General features: G+C 71.7%; 8 protein-coding genes. 7 read left to right on the forward strand and 1 reads right to left on the reverse strand.

What is annotated here, in order from left to right:
• The 7 genes from FV222_RS12340 to FV222_RS12370 form a co-directional block, all read left to right on the forward strand.
• Window positions 1-196, forward strand: a 196-nt coding sequence (locus FV222_RS12340) for a helix-turn-helix domain-containing protein (RefSeq protein WP_281406884.1), incomplete at its 5' end; no start/stop codon positions are given.
• Window positions 197-292: 96 nt separating this feature from the next.
• Window positions 293-946 carry a hypothetical protein gene (locus tag FV222_RS12345; RefSeq protein WP_147752211.1) on the forward strand — a complete coding sequence of 218 codons (654 nt, stop codon included), beginning with the start codon at window positions 293-295 and terminating at the stop codon, window positions 944-946.
• 31 nt (window positions 947-977) lie between these two features.
• Window positions 978-1,451, forward strand: a complete 474-nt coding sequence (locus FV222_RS12350; protein ID WP_187275129.1) for a hypothetical protein — start codon at window positions 978-980, stop codon at window positions 1,449-1,451.
• A gap of 98 nt (window positions 1,452-1,549) precedes the next feature.
• On the forward strand, window positions 1,550-2,884 hold the full coding sequence (locus tag FV222_RS12355) for an MFS transporter (protein WP_147761792.1): 1,335 nt from the start codon (window positions 1,550-1,552) through the stop codon (window positions 2,882-2,884).
• Between the two features lie 29 nt (window positions 2,885-2,913).
• Window positions 2,914-4,233, forward strand: coding sequence for a metallophosphoesterase (locus FV222_RS12360; RefSeq protein WP_147752213.1), 1,320 nt, complete (start codon window positions 2,914-2,916; stop codon window positions 4,231-4,233).
• A 79-nt stretch (window positions 4,234-4,312) separates the two neighbouring features.
• Window positions 4,313-5,566 carry an arsenic transporter gene (locus FV222_RS12365; protein WP_147761791.1) on the forward strand — a complete coding sequence of 418 codons (1,254 nt, stop codon included), beginning with the start codon at window positions 4,313-4,315 and terminating at the stop codon, window positions 5,564-5,566.
• Between the two features lie 43 nt (window positions 5,567-5,609).
• On the forward strand, window positions 5,610-6,539 hold the full coding sequence (locus FV222_RS12370; RefSeq protein ID WP_147752215.1) for a DMT family transporter: 930 nt from the start codon (window positions 5,610-5,612) through the stop codon (window positions 6,537-6,539).
• Window positions 6,540-6,565: 26 nt separating this feature from the next.
• Here FV222_RS12370 and FV222_RS12375 read toward each other — a convergent pair.
• On the reverse strand, window positions 6,566-7,738 hold a 1,173-nt coding region (locus FV222_RS12375), incomplete at its 5' end, for a thiamine pyrophosphate-dependent enzyme (protein ID WP_147814453.1).

Here is a 7,738-nt window from a genome sequence, read left to right on the forward strand (position 1 = left end):
GCTGGAGGCCGCGATGATCGCAGCCGCCCTGGAGGCGGCCGGCGGCAACCGCACCGCGGCGGCCCGGCGTCTCGGCATCCAGCGACAGCTGCTCTACGCCAAGATCGAGCGCTACGGCCTCGGCGCACCGCCGGACGGGACCGACCTGTCCGATATTCCGACGGATACCGTCGTGAATCCCGACGGTCGAGCTTGACCGTTGCACGCGCAACTGTCTGATCCGTAAGCTTTTTGTCCGTGGCACGGAGGGTGCCATGGCCCTCCCGTGATGTCATTGCGACAGGGAGGCTTCGTGCGACACGGTCAAACGCTCATCGCGTCCGCGATCCTGGCGCTCGCCGCGTCATCGGGCGGTGCGACGGCGCAGTCGGTGTTCGATCCGAGCGGCTTGCCTCAGACTCGCGGGACAGTGCGGCAGTATACGCTGACGCCGCGAGGCGACGTCGACGGCCTGATCCTTACCGACGGCACCGAGGTGAAGGCGCCGCCCCATCTCAGCGCGCAGCTCGTCTTCGCGGTGCGCCCGGGGGACGCCGTCACGATCCACGGCCTCAAGGCCCGCGCATTGCCGCTGGTGGATGGCAGCCTGATCCGCAACGACGCCACCGGGGCGACAGTGGCCGACCTCGGCCCGCCCCGGCGCGACCGCGCCGAGACGACGGTGAGCGGGCGCGTCGGCATGGCGCTGCACGGCAAGCGCGGCGAGATCAACGGCGTCCTGCTGGAGGACGGCACGCAGGTGCGGATGCCGCCGCGGGAAGCCGAGCGCTGGAGCGTCGAGCTCCAGGCCGGGCGATCCCTGACCGTCCGCGGAATCCTCCTGCGCACCGCCCTCGGCACGGTGATGGAGGCGCACGCCGTCGGCGCCTCCGCCGGGGCGATGACCGAGATCGACCCTGGGCCGCCGCCACCGCCTCCGCCGGACGCTCCGCCGCCTCCGCGCTGAACCCAACGTTCCTCAACCCGTCGAGACACACATGACCACCATGAAAGCCGCCGGCATCGTCTGGGGCGTCTTCGGCCACCGCTTCGCCATCGAGGGCGCCGACGGACGCCACCTCGCCGACCTCGGGCCGAAGGGCGCCGAGGGCGTCGCGCTCCGCGTCGGCGACGCGGTGACCGTCGAGGGCGAGAAGAAGCCCTCGGAGATCAAGGTCGCGCGGCTCACCACCGCCGACGGCACGGTGCACGCGGTGACCTGGCCCGACAAGCACGCGGATTCGGAGGGCGACCCCGCCGCCGCGATCGCCGCCGCCGAGGCCGCCGGCTACCGCGTCACGGGCGAGCCGGAGCGCAAGCCCAAGCACGTCGAGGTGCCGGCCGAGAAGGACGGCCGCGCCGTCCGCCTGCACGTCGACCGCGACGGCACGGTGCGCGAGCCGAAGCCCAAGACCCAAGCGAAGACCGAGTTGAAGACCGACTCCAAGTCCGCCTCGGCCGAGGCGGCCTGATCGGTCGACCGAGGCGGAACACCGCCGCGGTCGAGGACTTGAGCACGCGGCCGAGCGGAGCGATCCGCCCGGCCGCAGGACAGACGAGGGGGGACGGCGTGAGCACGACACAAGCGGGGGCGAGGGGCGGCACGGCCGACCCGGCGCCGACGGCGAAGACCCTGCGCGGGCTCGACGCCCTCAACTTCTTCCTCGCCGACGTGCGCGACGGCCTGGGGCCGTATCTCGCGATCTACCTGATCGCCGTGCGCGGGCCCGACCAGGGCTGGAACGAGGCGACCACCGGCCTGATCATGACGATCGCCGGCGTGGCCGGCCTGATCGCGCAGACGCCGGCCGGCGTGCTCATCGACGGCACCAACGCCAAGCGCGCCGTGGTGATCGCCGCCGCGCTCGCGGTGACGGCGAGCTGCCTCGCGCTGCCCTTCATCGGCAACTTCTACCTCGTAGCCGCGACCCAGTCGGTGGCGGGCGTCGCCGGGGCGATCTTTCCGCCCGCGCTCGCCGCCATTACCCTCGGGATCGTCGGCCCCAAGATGTTCTCGCGGCGGATCGGCCGCAACGAGGGCTTCAACCATGCCGGCAACGCCGTCTCCGCCGCCCTCGCGGGTGGGCTCGCCTACTTCTTCGGACCCGTCGTGGTGTTCTGGCTGATGGGGGGGCTCGCCGTCTGCTCCGTCGGCGCGATGCTGCTGGTGCCGGCCGACGCCATCGACGACGACCTCGCCCGCGGCATGACCAAGGAGCAGGAGGCGGCCCGGGACGCCGCAGGCAAGGACAACGCGCCGTCGGGCCTCGCCACCTTGCTCAAGAACAAGCCGCTGCTGCTCTTCGCCGGCCTGTGCGCGCTGTTCCACCTGTCGAACGCTGCGATGCTGACCTCGGTCGGGCAGCTCCTCACGCACCTGTCGGGCAAGGACCACGCGACCTCGTTGATCGCGATCTGCATTGTCGCCGCGCAATGCGTGATGGTGCCGGTGGCGATGTTCGTCGGCGCCAAGGCCGACGCGATCGGCCGCAAGCCGATCTTCCTCGCGGCGTTCGGCGTGCTGGCGCTCCGCGGCGTGCTCTACACGCTCTCCGACAACCCGTTCTGGCTCGTCGGCGTCCAGCTCCTCGACGGGGTCGGCGCCGGCGTCTACGGCGCGCTGTTCCCGGTGGTGGTGGCCGACCTGACCCGCGGCGGCGGACGCTTCAACGCGGCCCAGGGCGCGGTGGCGACCGCGCAGGGGCTCGGCGCCGCGTTCAGCGCGACTTTCGCCGGCCTGATCATCGTCTCGGCGGGCTACTCGGCCGCGTTCCTGGCGCTGGCGGCGACCGCCGGTCTCGGCTTCGTCCTCTACCTGACGCTGATGCCCGAGACGCGGGACGAGGCCGCGGTCGGGGGCGGCTCGGACGGCGGCATGTCGTCCGCGATGCCCGCGACCGCCTGATCGGACAGACCGTGGACGAAACCGCCCCCATGCCGCACGAGCCCCCGCCGAACGCCGCGAGCGGGACGCCGACTCCCGAACCGCTCGTGTTCCTGCATGTCGGCGACCTTCACCTCACGACGCCCGACGCCCGTAACGCCGACGACTTCCGCGCGATCCTCGATCAGATCGCGGCGATCGCGCCGCGGCACCTGTTCGATTTCGTCTACCTGCCGGGCGACCTCGCCGAGAACGGCTGGGCCTGCGAATACGCGATCCTCGCCGACGCCCTCGCCCGGCAACCGCAACTGCCGGTCCGTCTGATCCCCGGCGACCACGACCGCCAGCAGGGGGCGATGGACGACTTCCAGGCGTTCCATGCCGGGCTCGTGGCGTCGCGCGGGCTGGAACCGCCGCGCAACTGGACGCTCGACCAGCCGCCGGTGGGATCGCCGGTCGAGACATGGCCGACGGCGGAGATTCCGCATTACTGCGCGTGCGAGGACATCCGCGGCGTCCGCTGCCTGTTCGTCGACATCGTCAGCCCGGGCTACGGCCGGAAGGGGATCGGCCTCGATTTCCGGCTCGGGCCGCATCAGACGCTTTGGCTCAGCGAGGCGCTGGTGCGGGCGGCCGAGGACGGGGTCCCCGTCGCGGTCTTCATGCACGCCTATCCCGACGACCTGCGCGAGCCCGACGACCGGGCCGACGTCGGAGGGCTCTTCTGGGAGGCGGGCGTGCGCCTCGTGGAGATGGGCCACACCCATTACAACGAACTCGCGCATGACGGCTGCACGCTCTACGCGGCGGCGCGCTCGGTCGGGCAGAACGAGGACGGCTCGGTCGGCTACGCGGTGTCGGCGATCGACGGGCCGGTGACGAGCTGGCGCTTCAAGCCCCTCGACCGGCCGTGGCCGTTCGTGCTGATCACCAGCCCCGCCGACCGGCGCGTGGCGACGCGGCCGACGTCCAAGCGGAACACCGGCATGAAGGGGATCAAGCGGGGTCGGATCAAGGTCCGCGCCGTCGTGCTGTCCGACGTGCCGCCGAAATACGTCCACTGCCGCGCCGGGACCGGCGCATGGCACCTGATGACCCTCGTGACGGGGCGCGTCTACGAGGCATGGCTTCCCTGGCCGAAGGGGGCCTCCGAGATCCAAGTCGAGGCCGTCCATCCGGACTGGAAGGGGCACGGGCCGGATCTCGTCGACACCGACGTGATCGAGCCGGTCACCGTCTTCGACGACCCGGACCTTGCGCTTTCGATCCCGACGAAGCCCGGAAGCGACGTGCCGCGAGTCGATGCGTGGCCCGAGAAGGGCGTGCGCGGCGACCAGCTCGGGCCCAACCGGGCCGGGCGCAAGTGGTGAGCGCCTGACACCAGGCTTTCGAGACGCAATGCGCCCTGCGGGGCGCCGGGGGACTATCGACGTGATCGCTGGACTGGCCATGACACCCAACCTCGCGACCTGGGGGATCGCGGGCGCCGCGACGCTCGGCGTGATCCTGCGGCCGTTCGGATGGCCGGAGGCGGTCTGGGCGGTGCTCGGGGCCGTCCTCCTCGTCGTCCTCGGGCTGCTGCCCTGGCACGATGCGCTCGACGGCGTCGCCAAGGGGACGGACGTGTACCTGTTCCTCGTCGGCATGATGCTGCTCGCCGAAATCGCGCGGAAGGAGGGCCTGTTCGACTGGCTCGCGACGATCGCGGTGCGGATGGCCAAGGGCTCGGCCACGCGGCTGTTCCTGCTGGTCTACGTCGTCGGCACGGTGGTGACGGTGTTCCTGTCGAACGACGCCTGCGCCGTGGTGCTGACGCCGGCGGTCTACGCCGCCACCAAGGCGGCGAAGGTCGAGAACCCGCTGCCCTACCTGTTCATCTGCGCCTTCATCGCCAACGCGGCGAGCTTCGTGCTGCCGATCTCGAACCCGGCCAACCTCGTCGTGTTCGCCGACCACATGCCGCCGCTGGGGGAATGGCTCAAGACCTTCGGCCTGCCCTCGGTGCTGGCGATCGTCACCACCTATCTCGTCCTGCGCGTCACGCAGAACGGCGTCCTGAAGAGCCAGGAGATCGCCACCGACGTCGAGGCCGCGTCGCTCGGGCTCGGCGGCAAGGTCGCCGGCGCCGGCATCGTCGCCACCGCGGTTGCGCTGATCGGGTCGTCGGCGGCCGGGATCGAGCTCGGCCTGCCGACCTTCATCGCGGGTCTGGCCACCACCCTCGTCGTCCTCGCGATCAAGCGCGGCGGCTTCGTCGCGGTGGTGAAGGACGTGTCGTGGAGCGTGCTGCCGCTGGTGGCCGGCCTGTTCGTCCTGGTCGAGGCGCTGGAGAAGTCCGGCGTCCTCAAGATGATCGCCGACCAGCTCAAGGCCTACGCCCAGGCCGACCCGGCGGGCACCGCCTGGGGCTCGGGCGTCGTCGTGGCGGTGGGCTCGAACCTCGTCAACAACCTGCCGGCGGGGCTGCTCGCCGGGGCCGCCGTCCACGCCGCCGCGGTCTCGAAGACCATCGCCGCCGCGATCCTGATCGGCGTCGACCTCGGGCCGAACCTCTCGGTCACCGGCTCGCTCGCCACGATCCTCTGGCTCACCGCGATCCGGCGCGAGGGCGAGGATGTCGGCTTCTGGCGCTTCCTCAAGCTCGGCCTGCTGGTGATGCCGCCGGCCCTCCTGCTGGCGCTGGCCGGCCTGCTCCTCGTCTGACCTCTCGCGTCAAAACCCCGTCTCTCGGACCGGAGATCCGCCCTTGAACGCCGCCCTGCTCTATCCCTTCATCCTGGTCGCCGGCGCCCTCCAGGCGCTGGGCAACTCCATGAACGCCCAGCTGCGGGGGCGGCTGGTGAACCCGTGGCTCGCGGCGACGGTGTCGTTCGCGCCGATCGTGTTCGTGTTCGCGACGCTGTTCTTCATCATGCCGACCCCGCTGCCGACCCTCGAGACCTTGGGCAAGATGCCCTGGTACGCGCCGCTCGGCGGCGTCGCCGGCGCGGTCGCGGTGTTCGGGGGCCTCGCCTTCATCGACAAGGTCGGCGCCGGGCCGTTCAACGGCCTCACGCTGACGGCCAACATCCTGGCCTCCCTCGCGATGGATTCGCTCGGCCTGTTCGGGCTTCAGGGCGGCGGCTTCAAGCCGCTGCCGTGGCTCGGCGGGCTGCTGATGGCGGTCGGCGTGGTGTTCATCGCCCGCACCACCGCCGACAAGGGCGGGGAGAAGGACGAGGGCCACGGCCTCAACCCGAAGCTGCTCTACCCGTTCATCGTCGTCGCCGGCATCCTGCAGGCGGTGGGCGTCGTCTGGAATTCGCAGCTGCGCGGCGCCCTCGTGAATCCCTGGCTCGCGGCCACCGTCTCGTTCCTGCCGGTGGTGTTCGTGTTCGCCCTGGTGTTCCTGGTGCGCCCGACCCCGCTGCCGAAGCGCGAGGACGTCGAGGGCGTGCGCTGGTGGATGCCGTTGGCCGGCATCACCGGTGCGGTGGCGGTGTTCGGCGGCCTGCTCTTCGTCGACACGGTCGGCGCCGGCGCCTTCAACGGCCTCCTGATCACCGCCAACCTGCTGACCTCGGTGGCGCTCGACCATTTCGGCTGGGTCGGCATGAAGCAGGTCAAGGCCGGCCCGTCACGGCTCGGCGGTGCCGCGCTGATGGTGGCCGGCATCCTGCTGATCTCGATCTTCTGACGATGCGGGCGCAGGCGGACGACGCGTCAACTGCCGGCGCCCTTGCTCTGCTCTCCCTTGCCCTGCGCCACCGCCCCGGCGCGGATCGCGTCGAGCGTCTGGGTCGGCGTCAGGGCCTGCGGATCGACGAGGCAGTGCAGCATCGCGGGCAGCCCGGAGGCGAGCGCCCGCTCGAAGGCCGGCGCGAACTCCTCCGTCCGCGCCACCCGCTCGCCGTGGCCGCCATAGGCGCGGGCGAGGGCGGCGAAGTCCGGGTTGCGCAGCCGCGTGCCGGAGACGCGGCCGGGATATGTGCGCTCCTGGTGCATGCGGATGGTGCCGTACATGCCGTTGTCGAGCACCACGACGAGGATCGGGATCGCGTACTGCACGGCGGTCGCGAATTCCTGGCCGGTCATCAGCACGTCGCCGTCGCCCGCGAGCGCGACCACGATGCGCTCGGGCCGGATGCGCTTGGCCATGATCGCGGCGGGCACGCCGTAGCCCATCGAGCCCGAGGTCGGCGCGAGCTGGGTGCGGAAACGCCGGAACCGGTAGTAGCGGTGGATCCAGGTGGCGAAGTTGCCGGCCCCGTTGCACAGGATCGCATCGGGCGGCAGCCGTTCGCGCAGCCACGTCACGGCCTCGCCGTACTGGAAGTCGCCAGGCGTCGGGGCCGGGCGCTCGGACCAGTCGCGGTAGCTCGCATGCGCCGCCGCCGCCCGGCCGTGTGGGTTCGAGACGGGTGGCGGCGACGCCCGCAGCGCCGCCAGGAGCGGGCCGGGCGCGGACTGGATCGCCAGCGTCGGCTGGTAGACGCGGCCGAGCTCGTTCGCATCCGGGTGGGCGTGGACCAGCGGCAGGCCGGGATCGGGAATGCCGAGCAGGCGATAGGATTGCGCCGGCATCTCCGACAGGCGGCCGCCGACCATCAGCAGCAGGTCGGCCTCGCGGATGCGCGCGACGAGGGCCGGGTTCGGGCCGATGCCGAGCTCGCCGGCGTAGTTCGGATGGTCGGCGGGAAACAGGTGGGCGCGTCGGAACGAGGTCGCCACCGGCAGGTCCTCGGCCGCGGCGAAGGCGACGAGGTCGTCCCGCGCCGCCTCGCTCCAGCGCGAGCCGCCGACGAGCACGACCGGCTTTTGCGCGCCATCGAGCATCCGGCGCAGCGCGAAAACGTCCTCCGGCCGGGGCGCGGGCTCCGCCGGCGCGACGGACCC

The organism is Methylobacterium sp. WL103, from assembly GCF_008039885.1.
In the GTDB taxonomy this organism is placed as follows: domain Bacteria; phylum Pseudomonadota; class Alphaproteobacteria; order Rhizobiales; family Beijerinckiaceae; genus Methylobacterium; species Methylobacterium cerastii.

Excerpts from the sequence above, each read along its gene's own strand:
- FV222_RS12350 (WP_187275129.1), top strand. The coding sequence starts at position 978 with ATGACCACCATGAAAGCCGCCGGCATCGTCTGGGGCGTCTTCGGCCAC.
- FV222_RS12360 (WP_147752213.1), top strand. The coding sequence starts at position 2,914 with ATGCCGCACGAGCCCCCGCCGAACGCCGCGAGCGGGACGCCGACTCCC.
- FV222_RS12365 (WP_147761791.1), top strand. The coding sequence starts at position 4,313 with ATGACACCCAACCTCGCGACCTGGGGGATCGCGGGCGCCGCGACGCTC.